At 73.3% G+C, this 14,145-nt stretch carries 14 protein-coding genes; all 14 read left to right on the top strand.

What is annotated here, in order from left to right; translation table 11 throughout:
• Nucleotides 1–7: 7 nt before the first annotated feature.
• The gene (gene lysA, locus FZC61_RS14010) at nt 8–1,408 is read left to right on the top strand and encodes a diaminopimelate decarboxylase (protein WP_148614789.1); all 1,401 of its coding nucleotides are present in this window, start codon (nt 8–10) and stop codon (nt 1,406–1,408) included.
• On the top strand, nt 1,408–2,727 hold the full coding sequence (locus tag FZC61_RS14015; protein WP_148614790.1) for a homoserine dehydrogenase: 1,320 nt from the start codon (nt 1,408–1,410) through the stop codon (nt 2,725–2,727). The genes lysA and FZC61_RS14015 overlap by 1 nt, the downstream gene beginning before the upstream one ends.
• On the top strand, nt 2,724–3,803 hold the full coding sequence (gene thrC / locus FZC61_RS14020) for a threonine synthase (RefSeq protein ID WP_148614791.1): 1,080 nt from the start codon (nt 2,724–2,726) through the stop codon (nt 3,801–3,803). Before FZC61_RS14015 ends, thrC begins: the two co-directional genes overlap by 4 nt.
• Before the next feature lie 10 nt (nt 3,804–3,813).
• Nucleotides 3,814–4,719: a homoserine kinase gene (gene thrB, locus FZC61_RS14025; protein ID WP_148614792.1), complete on the top strand. Its 906-nt coding sequence runs from the start codon at nt 3,814–3,816 to the stop codon at nt 4,717–4,719.
• Nucleotides 4,720–4,869: 150 nt separating this feature from the next.
• Nucleotides 4,870–6,921 (top strand): transcription termination factor Rho, encoded by a 2,052-nt coding sequence (gene rho, locus FZC61_RS14030; protein ID WP_148614793.1) that lies wholly within the window; start codon nt 4,870–4,872, stop codon nt 6,919–6,921.
• 1 nt (nt 6,922) lies between these two features.
• Nucleotides 6,923–7,321, top strand: a complete 399-nt coding sequence (locus tag FZC61_RS14035) for a response regulator transcription factor (protein WP_148614794.1) — start codon at nt 6,923–6,925, stop codon at nt 7,319–7,321.
• Nucleotides 7,322–7,444: 123 nt separating this feature from the next.
• Nucleotides 7,445–9,097, top strand: a complete 1,653-nt coding sequence (locus FZC61_RS23945; RefSeq protein WP_148614795.1) for a sensor histidine kinase — start codon at nt 7,445–7,447, stop codon at nt 9,095–9,097.
• Between the two features lie 125 nt (nt 9,098–9,222).
• Entirely contained in the window at nt 9,223–9,450 is a 228-nt protein-coding gene (gene rpmE, locus FZC61_RS14045; RefSeq protein WP_148614796.1) for a 50S ribosomal protein L31, read from the top strand.
• A gap of 85 nt (nt 9,451–9,535) precedes the next feature.
• Entirely contained in the window at nt 9,536–10,609 is a 1,074-nt protein-coding gene (prfA, locus tag FZC61_RS14050) for a peptide chain release factor 1 (protein ID WP_148614797.1), read from the top strand.
• Nucleotides 10,606–11,481: a peptide chain release factor N(5)-glutamine methyltransferase gene (gene prmC / locus FZC61_RS14055; RefSeq protein ID WP_148614798.1), complete on the top strand. Its 876-nt coding sequence runs from the start codon at nt 10,606–10,608 to the stop codon at nt 11,479–11,481. The genes prfA and prmC overlap by 4 nt, the downstream gene beginning before the upstream one ends.
• A 5-nt stretch (nt 11,482–11,486) precedes the next feature.
• Nucleotides 11,487–12,158, top strand: a complete 672-nt coding sequence (locus FZC61_RS14060; protein WP_246142693.1) for an L-threonylcarbamoyladenylate synthase — start codon at nt 11,487–11,489, stop codon at nt 12,156–12,158.
• Nucleotides 12,151–13,290: a glycosyltransferase family 4 protein gene (locus FZC61_RS14065; protein WP_148614800.1), complete on the top strand. Its 1,140-nt coding sequence runs from the start codon at nt 12,151–12,153 to the stop codon at nt 13,288–13,290. Before FZC61_RS14060 ends, FZC61_RS14065 begins: the two co-directional genes overlap by 8 nt.
• 91 nt (nt 13,291–13,381) lie before the next feature.
• Nucleotides 13,382–13,882 carry a hypothetical protein gene (locus tag FZC61_RS14070; protein WP_148614801.1) on the top strand — a complete coding sequence of 167 codons (501 nt, stop codon included), beginning with the start codon at nt 13,382–13,384 and terminating at the stop codon, nt 13,880–13,882.
• A 30-nt stretch (nt 13,883–13,912) separates the two neighbouring features.
• Nucleotides 13,913–14,134 carry a hypothetical protein gene (locus FZC61_RS14075; protein WP_148614802.1) on the top strand — a complete coding sequence of 74 codons (222 nt, stop codon included), beginning with the start codon at nt 13,913–13,915 and terminating at the stop codon, nt 14,132–14,134.
• Nucleotides 14,135–14,145: the final 11 nt, after the last annotated feature.

The raw sequence follows: 14,145 nt of genomic DNA on the forward strand, positions 1-14,145 counted from the left end.
GGTCCCGATGAGCACCACCCACGAGGCCGGCTGGGCCCACGCGCCAGGCGCCCTGCGCGGACCCGCCTGGTTGTCGCCGCCCCAGGACCCCAACGCCCTGGTGCCGCTGCTGTGGAGCAGCACCGCCCACAAGCGCGACGGCGACCTCGTGGTCGGGGGCGTCGCGGTCGCCGACCTGGTCGCCGAGCACAACACGCCCGCCTACGTCCTCGACGAGGACGACTTCCGGGCCCGGGCGCGGGCCTTCCGCGACGGGTTCGCGGGCTACGACGTCTACTACGCCGCCAAGGCCTTCATCTCCGTCGCGGTCGCGCGCTGGGTCGTCGAGGAGGGGCTCCACCTGGACGTGTGCAGCAACGGGGAGCTCACCGTCGCCCTGCGGGCCGAGGTCGACCCCGCGCGGATCGAGTACCACGGCAACAACAAGACGCACCCGGAGCTGCGTCGAGCGGTGGCGGTCGGGGTGGGCAGGGTCGTGGTCGACTCGTTCGTCGAGATCGAGCGCCTCGCCCAGATCAGCGCCGAGCTCGACACCACCCAGGGCGTGATGATCCGGGTGACCCCCGGCGTCGAGGCCCATACCCACGAGTACATCGCCACCGCCCACGAGGACCAGAAGTTCGGGTTCTCGATCACCAGCGGCGACGCCCTCGAGGCCGTGCGCCGCGTCCACGATGCCCCCGGGCTCGAGCTGCTGGGCCTGCACTGCCACATCGGCAGCCAGATCTTCGACTCCTCCGGCTTCGAGATCGCCGCCAAGCGGGTGCTGCGCCTGCACGCCCGGGTCGCCGACGAGCTCGGCGTCACGATGCCCGAGATGGACCTCGGTGGCGGCTTCGGCATCGCCTACACCACCCAGGACGACCCGTCCGACCCCGCGCGGCTGGCCAGCGAGATGACCGCGATCGTCGAGCACGAGTGCCGCGGGCTCGGCATCGCGGTGCCCCGGCTGTCGATCGAGCCCGGCCGCGCGATCGTCGGTCCGTCGGTCTGCACCGTCTACACCGTCGGCACCGTCAAGCCCGTCACGCTCGACGGCGGCGCGGTGCGCACCTACGTCAGCGTCGACGGCGGCATGAGCGACAACATCCGCACCGCCCTGTACGACGCCGACTACTCCTGCACGATCGCCGCGCGCGCCTCCCAGGCGCCTCCGGTCCTGGCCCGCGTCGTCGGCAAGCACTGCGAGGCCGGCGACATCGTCGTGCGCGACGAGTTCCTGCCCGGTGACATCGCCCCGGGCGACCTGCTCGCCGTGCCCGGCACCGGTGCCTACTGCCGCTCGATGGCGTCCAACTACAACCACGCGCTGCGCCCCCCGGTGATCGCGGTGCGGGACGGCCGGGCGCGGATCCTCGTACGACGAGAGACTGAGGACGACTTGCTGGCGACGGATGTGGGTGTGTGATGGACGGACAGCCGCTGAAGGTCGCGGTCCTCGGGTGCGGCGTGGTCGGCTCCCAGGTCGTCCGGCTGCTCGACGAGCAGGCCGGCGACCTCGCGGCCCGGGTCGGGCGACCCGTGCAGCTCGCCGGTGTCGCCGTACGCCGCATCGACGCCCCGCGTGACGTGCTGCTGCCCGAGGGCCTGCTGACCACCGACGCGGCCGCCCTGGTGGCCCGCGACGACGTCGACCTCGTGGTCGAGGTCATCGGCGGCATCGAGCCCGCCCGCACCCTCATCCTGTCGGCCCTCGAGCACGGCAAGAGCGTCGTGACGGCCAACAAGGCGCTGCTGGCCGAGGACGGCCCGACCCTTTTCGAGGCTGCCGAGAAGGCCGGGCGCGACCTCTACTACGAGGCGGCCGTCGCGGGCGCCATCCCGATCCTGCGCCCGCTGCGCGAGTCGCTGGCCGGCGACCGGGTCACCCGGGTCCTCGGCATCGTCAACGGCACGACCAACTTCATCCTCGACAAGATGGACACCCAGGGCAGCGGGTTCACCGAGGCGCTCGAGGAGGCCCAGGACCTCGGCTACGCCGAGGCCGACCCGACCGCCGACGTGGAGGGCTTCGACGCCGCGGCCAAGGCCGCGATCCTGGCGTCGCTGGCGTTCCACACCCGGGTCACCGCCTCCGACGTCCACCGAGAGGGCATCAGCGAGGTCAGCGCGGCCGACATCGCCTCGGCCAAGGACATGGGCTGCGTCGTCAAGCTGCTCGCGATCTGCGAGCTGCGCACGACCGAGGGCACCGACGGTGGCGCCGAGGAGGCGGTCGCGGTCCGCGTGCACCCGGCGATGATTCCGCGCAGCCACCCCCTGGCCAGCGTCCGCGAGGCCTACAACGCGGTGTTCGTCGAGTCCGAGGCCGCCGGTCAGCTGATGTTCTACGGACCCGGGGCCGGGGGCGCCCCGACGGCCAGCGCCGTCATGGGCGACCTGGTCACCGTGGCGCGCAACCTCGTCTCGGGCACCCGCGGCGCCGGCGAGTCGGCCTACACCGACCGTGCCGTGCTGCCGATGGGAGAGACCCGCACCCGCTACCACGTGGCCATCGACGTCGACGACCGCGCCGGGGTGCTGGCCGCGGTGGCCCTGGCCTTCGCCGAGCACGGCGTCTCGATCCAGACCGTGCGCCAGGAGGGCCGTGACGACGACGCCCAGCTCGTGGTCGTGTCGCACGGCGCGACCGACGCCCAGCTGAGCGCGACGGTCGAGCACCTGCGCGGCATGGACACCGTCCGCGACGTCACCTCGGTGATGCGCGTCGAAGGAGCCGACGAATGACCCTCGTGACCCGGACCCACCAGTGGCGCGGGGTGATCGAGGAGTACCGCGAGCTCCTCGACCTCCCGCCGGGCGTGCCCGCGGTGACGCTGCGCGAGGGCGGCACCCCGCTGGTCCTCTCCGAGTGGCTCTCCGGCCTGACCCGCGCCGAGGTGCACCTCAAGGTCGAGGGCAACAACCCCACGGGCTCGTTCAAGGACCGCGGCATGACCGCGGCCATCTCGGTCGCCAAGGCGCAGGGCGCCGAGGCCGTCGTGTGCGCCTCGACCGGCAACACCTCCGCCTCGATGGCCGCCTACGCCGCCAAGGCCGGCCTCAAGCCGCTCGTGCTCGTGCCCGAGGGCAAGATCGCCGCCGGCAAGATGGCCCAGGCGATCGTGCACGGCGCCCAGGTCATCATGGTGCGCGGCAACTTCGACGACTGCCTCTCCATGGCGCGCGGCCTCGCAGCCGACTACCCGGTCGCCCTGGTCAACTCGGTCAACCCGGTGCGGCTCGAGGGCCAGAAGACGGCCGCCTTCGAGATCGTCGACTACCTCGGCGACGCCCCCGACTACCACCTGCTGCCGGTGGGCAACGCCGGCAACATCTCGGCCTACTGGCTCGGCTACACCCAGTACGCCGAGCTCGGCCTGGCCACGAAGCGGCCGGTGATGCGGGGCTTCCAGGCGGCCGGCGCGGCTCCGCTGGTCACCGGTGAGCCGTTCCCCGACCCCGAGACCAAGGCCACCGCCATCCGGATCGGCAACCCCGCGTCCTGGCACCTGGCCGAGCAGGCCGCCAAGGAGTCCCAGGGCCGGTTCGCCTCGGTCACCGACGACCAGATCCTCGCCGCCCAGCGCGACCTGGCCTCCCACGACGGGGTCTTCGTGGAGCCCGCCTCGGCCGCCGGCGTGGCCGGGCTGCTGCAGGAGCTGAGCCACGGCGAGTCCTACGCCGGACGCACCGTCGTCATCACCGTCACCGGTCACGGCCTCAAGGACACCGCGACAGCGCTCGAGGGCGCGGGCGCGCTGGTCGACACCGTCGTCGACGCCGACGTCACCGAGGCGGCGGCGGCCGCCGGCCTGGTCTGAGGGTGGCCTGATGGCTCTGGTCGCCGGCCCGGTCCGGGTCAGTGTTCCCGCGACCTCGGCCAACCTCGGTCCGGGCTTCGACACCCTGGGCCTGGCCCTCGACCTGCGCGACGAGCTCGAGGCGGAGGTCCTGCCCGACGCGGGTCTCGAGGTCCACGTCGAGGGCGAGGGTTCCGGGCAGGTGCCCCTCGACGAGCGCCACCTGGTGATCCGCTCGATGCGTGCGGCGTTCGAGCAGATGGGTCAGCGGCCGGCCGGGCTGAGGCTGCGGTGCCACAACGTCATCCCGCACGCCCGCGGTCTCGGGTCGTCGTCGGCGGCCATCGTCGGGGGCATCACCCTGGCCCGAGGGCTCGTCGCCGGCGGCCGCACCCTCGACGACGACCAGGCGTTCCGGCTCGCCGCACGCCTCGAGGGCCACCCCGACAACGTCGCCCCGGCCCTTTACGGCGGTTTCACGATCTCCGGGCACGACGACGGGGCGTTCTGGAGCACCGGTGCGCCGGTCGCCCCCGAGGTGGCGGCCGTCGTGTTCGTCCCTCCCGACGGGCTCTCGACCGAGGCGGCGCGAGGGCTGCTGCCCGCCACCGTCCCGCACGCCGAGGCGGCGGCCAACGCCGGTCGGGCCGCGCTGCTGGTCGCGGCGCTCGCGGGCCGGCCCCGGCTGCTGCTGCGGGCGACGCGTGACCTGCTGCACCAGGACTACCGCGAGCCGGCGATGCCGGGGTCGCTCGCGCTCGTGCGCGCCCTGCGCGAGCGAGGGCACGCCGCCGTGGTGTCGGGCGCGGGCCCGACCGTCCTGGTGCTCACCCACGGCGCCACCGACGTCGACGCCCTGCAGGCCTGCTGCCCCGACGGCTGGAGCTCCTCCTACCTCGCGGTCGGGGTGGCCGGTGCGCAGGTCGCCGGGTGCTAGCCTTGCCCCGCTCCGGGCTTTCCGGGGCGGCGTCTGCGGTCCTCCGTGGCGCCCCTTCGCTCCCTCGTCCTGCTGGGAGCGCAACGACCACCGCGACGATCACGCCGACGGGCCTGTGCCACGGCGGGTGAAGCGTGGGAAGGACCTCACGTGACCGAGACCATCGAGTCGGCTGACAAGGCCCCCAAGAAGCGGACCGGCGGCCTCAACGCGATGCTGCTCGCCGACCTCAAGGCGATGGCCGGCGGCATGGGGATCAAGGGCGCGGGGTCGATGAAGAAGGCCCAGCTCGTCGACGCGATCAAGAGCGCCCAGGCCGGCGGCTCCAGCGCCCCCAGCGGCTCCAGCGGCCCCAGCAGCGCTGCTCGCGACGGTCAGGCCGACGGCCAGGCGGCGTCCGCCCCTGACGAACGGCGCCGGACCCCGCAGCCGGACCAGACGCCGGCGCAGGACTCGTCCGAGCCGCCCTCGGACCAGGCGTCGCGCGCAGCGCGAGGCGCGAGGTCCGACGCGCAGCCGGACCCGCAGCCGGACCCGCAGCCCGAGTCCCGGTCCGAGGCCCGGTCCGAGTCCCAGCCCGAGCGCGGGTCGCAGGACCCGTCGGGGTCGAGGGTGCAGCAGCGGTCGGCGAGGGCCGACAAGCGGTCGGAGACCAGGCGCGACGCGTCGTCCGACGACGACGGTCAGGACGGCTCGGGCCATCAGGGCGCTCAGGGCGCTCAGGGCGCTCAGGGCAACCAGGGCGGCCAGGGCGGCCAGGGCGGCCAGGGCGGCCAGGGCAACCAGGGCGGCCAGGGCAACCAGGGCGGCCAGGGCGGCCAGGGCGGCCAGGGCAACCAGGGTGGTCAGGACCAGGAGGACGGCGAGGGCCGGACCGGGCGCAACCGCCGCCGTCGCGGGCGCGACCGCAACAAGGCCGGCGACGGCGCGGCTCCCGCGGCGCAGCAGGGCACGTCGAGCGCGCCGCAGGCACCGTCGGGCGGCGGTCAGCAGGGTCCCGCGCGCGGCGGGCAGGGCAACCGGCACGAGCCCGACACGACGATCCTCGAGGACGACATCGTCGTCCCCGCGGCCGGCATCCTCGACGTGCTCGACAACTACGCCTTCGTCCGCACCAGCGGCTACCTGCCCGGGCCCGACGACGTCTACCTGTCGCTGTCGATGGTCCGCAAGTTCGGCCTGCGTCGCGGTGACGCGATCGTGGGCCAGGTCCGCCACCCGCGCGAGGGGGAGCGGCGCGAGAAGTTCAACCCGATGGTGCGCATCGACAGCGTCAACGGGCACGACCCCGAGCAGGCCAAGACCCGCGTCGAGTTCGCCAAGCTGACGCCGCTCCACCCCTCCGAGCGGCTGCGCCTGGAGACCGACGCCGCCAACATCACGGGACGGCTGATCGACCTGACCGCCCCGATCGGCAAGGGCCAGCGCGGCCTGATCGTGTCACCGCCGCGGGCCGGGAAGACCACGCTGCTGCAGTCGATCGCCTCCGCGATCTCGACCAACAACCCCGAGTGCCACCTGATGGTCGTGCTGGTCGACGAGCGCCCCGAGGAGGTCACCGAGTTCGAGCGCTCGGTCAAGGGTGAGGTGATCGCCTCGACGTTCGACCGGCCGCCCGCCGACCACACCACGGTCGCCGAGCTCGCGATCGAGCGCGCCAAGCGCCTGGTCGAGCTGGGCCACGACGTCGTGGTCCTGCTCGACGGGCTGACCCGCCTGGGGCGCGCCTACAACCTCTCGCTGCCGCCCTCGGGGCGGACCCTGCCGGGCATGGTCGACGCGGGGGCGCTGCACCCGCCCAAGAAGTTCTTCGGCGCAGCACGCAACATCGAGAACGGTGGCTCGCTCACCATCGTGGCGACGGTGCTGGTGGAGACCGGCTCCGCGGCTGACGAGGTGTTCTTCGAGGAGCTGCGCGACACCTCCACCATGGAGGTGCGCCTGCGCAGCGAGCTGGCCGACCGCCGGCGGTTCCCGGCCATCGACGCGGTGTCGTCGGGCACCCGTCGCGAGGAGCTGCTGCTCGGCGAGCAGGAGCTCTCGATCGTGTGGAAGCTGCGCCGGACGCTCTCGTCGCTCGACAACGACCAGGCCCTCGAGCTGCTGCTCGACCGGCTCCGCACGTCGCACAGCAACATCGAGCTGCTCACGCAGGTGGGCAACGCCGGCCCGAGCGGGTCGCTCACCGGACGGGGGGCCTGACGTGGCGCGCATCGTGGTGGCCGACGACGACGTCGACATCCGGGAGCTGGTGGAGTTCAAGCTGTCGACCATGGGTCACGTGATCGTCGCCGTGGGCGACGGTGCCGCGGCGATCGAGGCGTGCCGCGCCGAGCGTCCCGACCTCTGTGTCCTGGACGTGATGATGCCGGGGGTGTCCGGTCTGGACGCCATCCGGATGATCCGGGCCGACCCCGACCTGCACGACCTGCCGGTGATCCTGCTGACGGCCCGGGCCCAGGAGTCCGACGTGAGCACCGGGTTCGACTCGGGGGCCGACGACTACATCACCAAGCCGTTCAGCCCGCGCGAGCTCGCCTCCCGGGTCGAGGCGCTGCTGGCCGGGCGCGCCGGCGGCCGCGACGCGGGCCCCACGGGCTGAGTCGCCCCGACGGCGCCGTGCCGGAGGGTTCCGCGCGCCGGGCCGCGCCGCGGGCCGGCGCGCGGCGGTAGGATCCGCCGCGAGGGCCCGAGGGGGGGCCTTCGGGCCAGAAGGGGTCTCGCGGTGACGGGTGTCGTCCAACGAGCTGACGCGGGGCGACCCGTCGCCCGGCTGGTCTCGCCCCTCGTCTGGCGCCTGGTGGTCCCCGTGCTGGTGGCGGTGGTGGTGTGTGTCGTCGGCGTCCTGGGCAGCCAGGCCGCGGTCGACCGGATCTCGTCGGACGTCGAGCCCGCGGCCACCGCGCACAGTGACGTCACCGACCTGGTGGCCGAGGTGGACTCCGCGGTGTCGGCCTGGGCGCTCTCCGGCGACCAGCGCGCCCGCGACGACTACGCGCGCGCCCGGCTCGACCTCGACGCGGCGAGCACCCGCCTGGTCGCGCAGGCCCGTGGCACCGACCTCGAGGCGCCCGTGGCGGCCGAGCTCGAGTCCGTCGCGACCTGGCTCAGCGGCTACGCCGTCCCCGTCGTGGAGGACGACCCGGGTCCGCTCACGCCGGCTCGCTCCGCGGCCGGGGAGGACCTGGGTGACGGCTACCGGGCGCGCCGTGAGGTGACCCGCGAGGCGCTGGCCGCCGAGCTCGACCGGGCCGAGGCGGCAGCGACGCTCCGGATGAGGCTGACCCTCGTCGCGGCCGTGCTGGTGCTGGTGGGGACGGCCCTGCTCGTGGGTCGTGCGCGGACCCGCCTGCTCGCCGAGCTCTCCGAGCCGCTCCTGGCCCTCGAGCAGGTGGTCCAGCGGATGCTCCGCAACGACCCTGACGGCCGGGCGGCCGACGAGCGTGGCCCCAAGGAGATCCGCTCGATCGCGCGTGCCCTCAACGACTTCGCCGACGCCGGGTCGCGGGCGCGCGCCGTCGAGGGACGCATCCAGGACGAGCTGCACGTGCTCGACAGCGCCAAGGACGACTTCGTGTCCAACGTGTCCCACGAGCTGCGGACGCCCCTGACGACGATCAGCGGCTACCTCGAGATGGTGGCCGACGAGTTCGAGGGCCGGCTCGAGCCCCGGCACGAGCGGATGCTCGAGGCCACCCGGCGCAACGTCGTACGCCTGCGAGCCCTGATCGACGACCTGCTGGCGCTCTCCAGGGCCGAGACCAGGTCGTCGGAGCTGGAGCCCTCCGACGTGACCGAGATGGTCACCGACGCCGTCACCGACGTCCGGATGACCGCCGCACGGCGCGGCATCACCATCGACGTCTCGGTCACCGACGAGCCGATGCTCGTGGTCTGCGACCGCGCGATGCTCTACCGCGCGTTCCTCAACGTGCTCACCAACGCCGTGAAGTTCAGCCACGACGGGGCCACGGTCGAGGTGCGCGTCGAGCGGGTCCGCCACCGGGTCGAGATCGCCGTGCGCGACCATGGCATCGGCATCCCGCGCGCCGAGCTCGACCGGCTCGGCACCCGCTTCTTCCGCGCCTCCAACGCGATGACCAACGAGATCGCCGGGACGGGCCTGGGCCTGCGCATCGTGCAGACGATCATCGACAAGCACGCGGGCGACGTCATCATCGAGTCGGCCGAGGGCGACGGCACCACCGTCTTCGTCCGGCTGCGTCTGCACGGTGAGCGCGACACCGACCTCGACACCGACCTCGACACCGACCTCGACACCGACCTCGACGGGGGACGGCTACCGGCGGTGCCGGCACCGCTGCCGGGCGAGGGCGGACCGGCCGGGGTCGAGGCGGGTCGCGCGCCGGGTCGCTGAGCCGTGGACGTCGCCGAGCGGGGGTGCGGAATTATCCCCCCGGCACCCCGGTTCACTACGATGTCACCTGGTCCCGGTTCACGACGCGCGCCGCGCGCCGACCCGGGACGGACCGAGAGGACATCATGAAGCCCGACACCCACCCCGACTACGTCGTCACCGAGGTCACCTGCACCTGCGGCGCGTCGTTCACCACGCACAGCACCGTCGCCTCCGGCGTCATCAAGTCCGACGTGTGCTCGCAGTGCCACCCGTTCTACACGGGCAAGCAGAAGATCCTCGACACCGGCGGCCGCGTGGCCCGCTTCGAGGCCCGTTACAAGAAGAAGGCCCCGGCCGACGCCGAGAAGTAGCGACCTCCCGACGCCGACCCCCGCCGTGGCGGGGGTCGGCGTCGGCGTTTTTCCGGTCCCGTCCGTGCCACCCCAGGAGATCACCATGTTCGACGCCGTCGAGGGCCTGCTCGCCGAGCACCGTGACATCGAGGCGCGCCTCGGCGAGCCCGAGACCCACGCCGACGCACGCCTGGCCAAGCAGCTCAACCGGCGCTACGCCGAGCTGAGCGCGATCATCGGCGCCTGGCGCGACTGGACCGCGCTGGGCGACGACCTCGAGGCGGCGCGCGAGCTCGCCGGCGAGGACGACTCGTTCGCCGAGGAGGCCGCCTCGCTCGAGGCCCGGCTGCCCGTGGCCGAGGAGCGGCTGCGGCGCCTGCTGGTGCCGCGCGACCCGGCCGACGCCAACGACACGATCCTGGAGATCAAGTCCGGGGAGGGTGGTGAGGAGTCGGCACTGTTCGCCGCCGACCTGCTGCGCATGTACTCGCGCTACGCCGAGCGCGCCGGGTGGTCGGTCGAGGTCATCGACGCCACCGAGTCCGACCTCGGCGGCTACAAGTCGGTCACGGTGGCGGTCAAGGCCAAGGGCGCCGTCGAGCCGGGCGGGGCGCCGTTCGGGATGCTCAAGTTCGAGGGCGGCGTGCACCGGGTGCAGCGCGTCCCCGTGACCGAGTCGCAGGGTCGCGTGCACACCAGCGCCGCGGGGGTCCTGGTCCTGCCCGAGGCCGAGCAGGTCGACGTCGAGATCAACGACCACGACCTGCGCATCGACGTCTACCGCAGCAGTGGACCCGGCGGTCAGAGCGTCAACACGACCGACTCGGCCGTGCGCATCACGCACCTGCCGACCGGCATCGTCGCCAGCTGCCAGAACGAGAAGAGCCAGCTGCAGAACAAGGAGTCGGCGATGCGGATCCTGCGCGCGCGGCTGCTGGCCGCCGCGCAGGAGGCCGCCGACGCCGAGGCCAGCGACGCCCGGCGCAGCCAGGTCCGCACGGTCGACCGCTCCGAGCGGATCCGCACCTACAACTACCCCGAGAACCGCATCTCCGACCACCGCACCGGCTACAAGGCCTACAACCTCGACCAGGTCCTCGACGGCGACCTCAAGCCGGTGCTCGACTCGTGCGTCGACGCCGACCTCGCCGCCCGGCTCGAGGCGCTCGAGCAGTGACCGGCCCGGCGAGCCGCCGTGACGTGCTCGCGGCCGCGACCCGTCAGCTGCGGGCCGGCGGGGTCGCGAGCCCCGAGCACGACGCCGCCGAGCTGCTGGCCCACGTCCTCGGCACCTCGCGAGGCGCCCTGCCCCTGGTCGACGAGGTCGACGCGACGTCGCTGGCGTCGTACGACGTCCTGGTGGCCCGGCGGGCCGGGCGCGAGCCCCTGCAGCACCTGACCGGGGTCGCCGGGTTCCGTCACGTCGACCTCCGGGTCGGGCCCGGCGTCTTCGTGCCGCGACCCGAGACCGAGCTGCTGGCGGGCTGGGCCGTCGAGGCGGCCGCAGGGCTCGCGCACCCGGTCGTGGTCGACCTGTGCACCGGCTCCGGTGCGATCGCCAAGGCCGTGGCCCACGAGGTGCCGCACGCGCAGGTGCACGCCGTCGAGCTCGACGAGCAGGCGCTGGCGTGGGCCGGGCGCAACCTCGAGGGCACCGGCGTCGACCTGCGCGCGGGGTCGATGGCGACCGCGTTCGACGACCTGGTCGGCACCGTCGACGTGGTCGTGTGCAACCCCCCCTACATCCCCCTGGAGGCGTGGGAGTCCGTGGCGCCCGAGGCGCGCGACCACGACCCCCACCTGGCGCTGTTCTCGGGGGCCGACGGGCTCGACGCCATCCGGGTCCTGGAGCAGCGTGCGCGCGTGCTCCTGCGGCCCGGGGGAGTGGTGGGCGCCGAGCACGCCGACGTCCAGGGCGCCTCGGCGCCGGGTGTCTTCGTCGCGGCCGGCGGCTGGAGCGACGTGCGCGACCACCTCGACCTGGCCGGAAGGCCCCGCTACCTGACGGCGAGGTTGGGACCGGTCCCTCGGCCCGGCCTGGCAGGATGAGCAGCGTGACCGCCGAGCGATACCCGACGACGACACCCGAGGAGCGCGAGGCCGCCATCGAGGCGGCCTCCAGGGCGATCCAGCGCGGCGACCTCGTGGTGCTGCCCACCGACACCGTCTACGGCGTGGCGGCCGACGCCTTCGACGCCGACGCGGTCGCGGTGCTGCTCGCCGCCAAGGGGCGCGGGCGCGACATGCCGCCGCCGGTGCTCGTCAGCAGCGCCAGCACCCTCGATGCGCTGGCCCGCGAGGTGCCGGCGTTCGCGCGCGCCCTCGTCGACGCCTTCTGGCCCGGCCCCCTCACGCTCGTGTGCAAGCAGCAGACGTCGCTGATGTGGGACCTCGGCGACACCCGCGGCACGGTCGCGGTCCGGATGCCCGACGACGACCTGACCCGCGAGATCCTCGAGCGCACCGGTCCGCTGGCGGTGAGCTCCGCCAACACCCACGGGCTCCCGGCCGCGACCGACGCGGGGCAGGCCGAGGACATGCTGGGGGAGTCGGTGGCCGTCATCGTCGACGCCGGCGAGTCCCCGGTCGGAGAGGCGTCGACCATCATCGACGCCACGAGCGCCCAGGGGCGGGTCCTGCGCCACGGCGCCCTCAGCCTCGAGCAGCTCAACGAGGTCCTGGAGCCCCTCGGTGCGACCCTGGTCGAGAGGGAGGCCGATGCGTGAGTACCTCGTCGTCTTCCTGGTGGCCGCCTCGGTCACCTACCTGCTGACCGTCGTCGCGCGCGAGATCGCGCTGCGCACGGGGGCCAGGGCCAAGGTGCGCGACCGTGACGTGCACACCGAGGAGATCCCCTACCTCGGGGGCATCGCGATGCTCGGCGGCCTCGTCGCGGCCTACGTGGTGGCCCACGAGCTGCCGTTCCTGTCCAACAGCGGCCCGTTCACCTTCAGCGACGCCCGGGCGGTGATCGTCTCGGGCGCGTTGATCTGCGGGGTCGGCGTGCTCGACGACATCTTCGACCTCGACGCGCTCACCAAGTTCGGCGGCCAGGTGATGGCGGTCGGCCTCCTGGTCTACTCCGGCGTCCAGTTCAACTTCTTCTTCGCCCCCGACGGGCAGCAGATCTCGCTCGACGCGAGCCAGGGAGCGCTGCTGACGGCCGTGATCGTCGTGGCGACCGTCAACGCGGTCAACTTCGTCGACGGGCTCGACGGCCTGGCGGCCGGCGTGGTCGGCATCGCCGCGCTCGCCTTCTTCCTCTACTGCTACCAGCTGAGCGCCGCCAACGCCGTCACCCGCGCCACCACGGGGGCGCTGCTCTCGGCGGCGCTCGCGGGGGTCTGTGCCGGCTTCCTGGTGCACAACTTCCACCCGGCCCGGCTGTTCATGGGCGACAGCGGGTCGATGCTGATCGGGCTGGTCCTGTCGGCGACCGCCATCACCGTCACCACCCAGTTCAGCGCCGAGGACATCTCGCTGGGGGCCGACGGCGCCAACGCCAGCTTCCTGCCGATGCTGCTGCCCCTGGCGCTGCCCATCCTGATCCTCATCGTGCCGCTGGCCGACCTGGTGCTGGCCGTCGTACGCCGCACGCGGGCCGGGCGCTCGCCGTTCGCGCCCGACAAGATGCACCTGCACCACCGGCTCCTCGAGATCGGCCACTCCCACCGGCGCGCGGTGCTGATCATGTGGGCCTGGGCCGGCCTCATCGCGTTCTCGACCGCGCTCGCGAGCCTGCGCACCGGCACGACGGTGTGGGTCGCGATCGCCTCCGCGTTCGCCGTGACGCTGCTGCTCACCTTCGTGCTGCCCGTCCTGCACCGCCCCCGTGTGCTGACCGACGAGACCTTGTGATAGCGTTCACAAGCACCTGAAAGACACCTGAACAACCGTCTGCCCGCCCCCGTCCGCACTGCGACGACGACGACAGAAACGGCCGCCAACGATGACGACCGACCCCCGCGACACCCGTGACGCCGCCGGCGCCACGAGCCGCACGGCACGCCCCTACGGCGTCGCCGCGCTCGGGGTCGCCGTGCTCGCCGGGTCCGCGTCCGCGGTGGTCGTGGCCGCGCTCGCGGCGGTGTTCGACGGCTCGGCCGGACTGGTCGGCGCCCTCACCGGGGCCGGGGTCACGCTGCTGGTCCTGGCGACCGGGTTCGCCGCCGTCGACCTCGTCGCCGGTCTCATGCCGACGGCCTCGCTGGTGGTCGCGCTGCTGACCTACACCCTGCAGGTCGTGCTCCTGGCGGCCCTGCTCGTCGTGCTGCGCGGTGCCGACGGTCTCGAGCAGACCCTCGCCCCGGGCTGGTTCGCCGGGGGTGTCATCACCGTGGCCCTCGCCTGGACCGTGTGCCTGGTCTGGCACGCGATGCGTGCCCGGATCCCGCTCTACGACCTGCCCGTGCACGAGGCCGTCTCCCCGTCCGAGGTGAGTGAGCGATGACCTCCCCCGGCTGCTATTGTCCGGCACGCGATGAGCCAGTCCGACGACAGAGCGCGGGACTCCCCCCGGGGCGATCCGTGGCTCGCGTTCGGCTACCTCGTGGCCGGCGTCCTGCTCTACGGTTTCGTCGGCTGGGTGCTCGACCGATGGTGGGGCACCAGCTTCATGGTCGTCATCGGCATCCTGCTGGGCGCCGGCCTGGCGCTCTTCCAGACCTTCGCCCGTTTCCGGGCGCCCGCAGACCCCAACTAGACGAGAAGGAG

This window comes from Nocardioides rubriscoriae, from assembly GCF_008087085.1.
Taxonomy (GTDB): Bacteria; Actinomycetota; Actinomycetes; order Propionibacteriales; family Nocardioidaceae; genus Nocardioides; species Nocardioides rubriscoriae.

Bases quoted from the DNA above. Each gene is read 5' to 3' on its own strand.
- thrB (WP_148614792.1), top strand. From the start codon at position 3,814: ATGGCTCTGGTCGCCGGCCCGGTCCGGGTCAGTGTTCCCGCGACCTCG.
- FZC61_RS14075 (WP_148614802.1), top strand. From the start codon at position 13,913: ATGAGCCAGTCCGACGACAGAGCGCGGGACTCCCCCCGGGGCGATCCG.
- prfA (WP_148614797.1), top strand. From the start codon at position 9,536: ATGTTCGACGCCGTCGAGGGCCTGCTCGCCGAGCACCGTGACATCGAG.
- FZC61_RS14015 (WP_148614790.1), top strand. From the start codon at position 1,408: ATGGACGGACAGCCGCTGAAGGTCGCGGTCCTCGGGTGCGGCGTGGTC.
- lysA (WP_148614789.1), top strand. From the start codon at position 8: ATGAGCACCACCCACGAGGCCGGCTGGGCCCACGCGCCAGGCGCCCTG.
- FZC61_RS14065 (WP_148614800.1), top strand. From the start codon at position 12,151: ATGCGTGAGTACCTCGTCGTCTTCCTGGTGGCCGCCTCGGTCACCTAC.
- thrC (WP_148614791.1), top strand. From the start codon at position 2,724: ATGACCCTCGTGACCCGGACCCACCAGTGGCGCGGGGTGATCGAGGAG.
- rpmE (WP_148614796.1), top strand. From the start codon at position 9,223: ATGAAGCCCGACACCCACCCCGACTACGTCGTCACCGAGGTCACCTGC.
- FZC61_RS14070 (WP_148614801.1), top strand. From the start codon at position 13,382: ATGACGACCGACCCCCGCGACACCCGTGACGCCGCCGGCGCCACGAGC.